Origin of the sequence: Caballeronia sp. BR00000012568055, from assembly GCF_029439455.1 — a bacterium.
Taxonomy (GTDB): domain Bacteria; phylum Pseudomonadota; class Gammaproteobacteria; order Burkholderiales; family Burkholderiaceae; genus Caballeronia.
Window position 1 is genome coordinate 1 of sequence record NZ_JAQFVG010000073.1, and the last position, 3109, is coordinate 3109.

Consider the following 3109-nt stretch of genomic DNA (forward strand, 5'->3'; position numbering starts at 1 on the left):
CGTGGCTATCTACGGGATTCTGGCGATCGGCATGTTGCTCGTGATTATCAACGGTGGCATCGATTTGTCAGTTGGATCGACGCTGGGTTTATCGGGCGTGGTGGCGGGGTTCTTTATGCAGGGCGTCACGCTCAATATGTTCGGCGTGGTGCTGTATCCGTCCGTGTGGGTCGTGGTGGTGCTGTGCTGTGTGCTCGGCGCATTCATCGGATTGGTGAACGGCATTCTGATTGCGCGCTTCAAGGTGCCGGCCTTCGTCGCCACGCTCGGCGTGATGTACGTGGTGCGCGGCTTCGCGCTGTTGATGACCAACGGCCTGACGTACAACAACCTCGGCGGTCAGGCGGATTTGGGCAACACCGGCTTCGACTATCTGGGATTCGACCGCTTGTTTCATGTGCCCGTAGGCGTGCTGATTCTCGCCGTAATCGCGATCCTCGGCAGCATCGCGTTGAACCGCTCGGCGTTTGGACGCTGGCTGTACGCATCGGGCGGTAACGATCGCGCCGCCGAACTTTCCGGCGTGCCCGTCAAGCGCGTGTTGATCAGCGTGTACATGTTGTCGGGCGTATGCGCGGCCATCGCCGGGCTGATTCTTTCTTCGCAACTCACATCCGCCGGTCCGACTGCGGGCACCACGTACGAACTCACGGCAATCGCTGCTGTGGTGATCGGAGGGGCGTCGCTGATGGGCGGCACGGGGAATATTCGCGGCACGCTGCTCGGCGCGTTCGTGATCGGCTTTCTGTCCGATGGGCTCGTCATCATCGGTATTTCGTCGTACTGGCAAACGGTCTTCACCGGCGCGGTTATCGTGCTTGCGGTGTTGCTGAATGCCATTCAATACCGCCGCAAGGTCAAGCGTCCTACGCCGACCGGCGGCCAACTGGCTTCTCCGCAAGGCGGCAGCAAGGCATGAGCGAGAAGTACACCGAAGTAAGTCCTGCGCTAACACCAACTTTTAGAAAGAGACAAGCCATGACCACCAAGAGAAAGACCCTGATCCTCGCCGCCGCCGCGCTGGCCGCTCCCTTGTTCGCAGGGCAGGCGCACGCTGCGGGCGGTCTTATCAGCATTATCGTGAACGATCCGGCCAATCCGTATTGGCTCGCCGAAGGGAACATCGCGTCTGCTGAAGCCAAGAAGCTCGGCTATACGGCGAATGTATCCGCATCGAAGGGCGATACGAACACCGAAAGCCAGCAGATCGATACCGCGATCACCAACAAGTCGGTCGCGATCATTCTCGATCCGGCCAACGCAAGCGGTTCCGTCGGCGCCGTGAAAAAGGCCGTGGCTGCGAATATTCCGGTGTTTCTGGTGAATGCGGAAATCAATCAGCCGGGACTGGCGAAAGCGCAGCTTGTATCGAATAACGCGCAGGGCGCGGCGCTCGGCGCGCAGCAGTGGGTGAAGGATGTCGGCTCGAAGGGCAACTACGTGGAACTGCTCGGCGCGCCATCCGATAACAACGCCGCCACGCGTTCGAATGGCTACAAGTCGATTCTCAGCCAGTATCCGGACCTCAAGCTCGCCGGCTCGCAAGTCGCGGACTGGGACCGCACCAAAGGCTTCAACGCGACGCAGAGCCTGTTGCAGGCGCATCCCGATGTAATCGGCGTGATCAGCGGCAACGATGAAATGGCGCTCGGCGCAATCGCCGCGCTCAAGCAATCTGGCAAGCTCAAGAGCGTGAAGGTCGGCGGCTTCGATGGTTCGCCCGCAGCGGTCGAAGCGGTCAAGGCGGGCGATCTGCAATACACGGTGCTTCAGCCTGTTGCCGAGTTCTCAGCTAAAGCTGTTCAGGAGGCCGATCAATTTATCAAGACCGGCAAGACCGGCGCAGCAAGCGAAAAGCAACTCTTCGATTGCGTGCTGATCACCAAGGCGAACGTGTCGAAATACACCGCGCCGTTCGTGCTCTCCAAGTAATCGTTCATCGATTCAGGCCCGCGTACCGGGCCTGACTTTGGACTTTACCGATTGAAAAACATGTCTGATTCCCTGTTCTGGGCTGGCACGAGCTGGAAGATGAACAAGACGCTGGCGCAAGCAATCGCTTTCGCCGAGGGCTTGCTCGAAAGCCATGACGACCCGCGTATTCAATGCTTCGTGATTCCGCCGTTCACCGCGATTCGCGAAGTCAAGTCGATCCTCGCGGAAACCAACGTGAAGGTCGGTGCGCAGAACATGCACTGGGCCGAACGTGGCGCATGGACCGGCGAAATTTCCCCGCCGATGCTGGTCGATTGCGGCATGGACATCGTCGAACTGGGCCATTCGGAACGACGCGAACACTTTGGCGAAACCGACGACACCGTGGGCCTCAAGGTCGAGGCCGCCGTGCGTCACGGACTCACGCCGTTGATTTGCATCGGCGAGACGCTGGCAGACAAGAAAAGCGGCCGCGCGTCCGAAGTGTTGGCAATGGAAGTGCGCGGCGCGCTCGCGCGTCTGAGTGCCGAACAAAAGGCCGCGCCGATACTGCTCGCCTACGAGCCCGTGTGGGCCATCGGCGAAAACGGCATTCCGGCCAGTCCCGATTACGCCGATGCCCGGCAGGCCGAAATCATTCAGGTCGCACAGGACATGCTCGGACGCCGAATTCCGTGCTTATACGGCGGCTCGGTCAATCCCGGCAACTGCGCCGAACTCGCGGCGTGCCCGAGCATCGACGGATTGTTTATCGGACGGTCGGCGTGGGATGTGGCCGGTTATCTGGACATTTTGCAGCGCGTGGGAAACGTGCTCTGACCCGCGAATCCACTATTAAGGAGAACATCATGAAAATTGCCATCGGAGGCGACAGCGCCGGTGTCGGGCTGGCTCGCGTGCTGGCGGATTATCTGAAGGATCGCTATGACGTATCGGAAGTTTCGAACAACGAAGCAAATCCGGGCGAGTTCTACGCCGATCTTTCCGACCGTGTGGCGTCCGGGGTGATCGGCGGTGAGTACGATCGTGCGATTCTGGTGTGCGGTACGGGAATCGGCGTGAGCATTTCGGCGAATAAAGTGCCGGGTATTCGCGCGGCGCTCTGCCACGATACTTACTCGGCCGAACGCGCGGCGCTGTCGAACAATGCGCAGATCATCACCATGGGTTCGCG

Annotated in this window: 4 protein-coding genes; all 4 read left to right on the top strand. The window is 60.0% G+C overall.

Annotated features, from left to right (window positions below):
• The coding region (locus P7F28_RS04740; RefSeq protein ID WP_277183286.1) for an ABC transporter permease at positions 1 to 919 on the top strand (919 nt) is incomplete at its 5' end.
• Between the two features lie 59 nt (positions 920 to 978).
• Positions 979 to 1932 carry a D-ribose ABC transporter substrate-binding protein gene (locus P7F28_RS04745; RefSeq protein WP_277183287.1) on the top strand — a complete coding sequence of 318 codons (954 nt, stop codon included), beginning with the start codon at positions 979 to 981 and terminating at the stop codon, positions 1930 to 1932.
• 60 nt (positions 1933 to 1992) lie between these two features.
• Entirely contained in the window at positions 1993 to 2754 is a 762-nt protein-coding gene (locus P7F28_RS04750) for a triose-phosphate isomerase (protein WP_277183288.1), read from the top strand.
• A gap of 29 nt (positions 2755 to 2783) precedes the next feature.
• A partial coding sequence (locus P7F28_RS04755) for an RpiB/LacA/LacB family sugar-phosphate isomerase (protein ID WP_277183289.1) occupies positions 2784 to 3109 on the top strand: 326 nt, incomplete at its 3' end.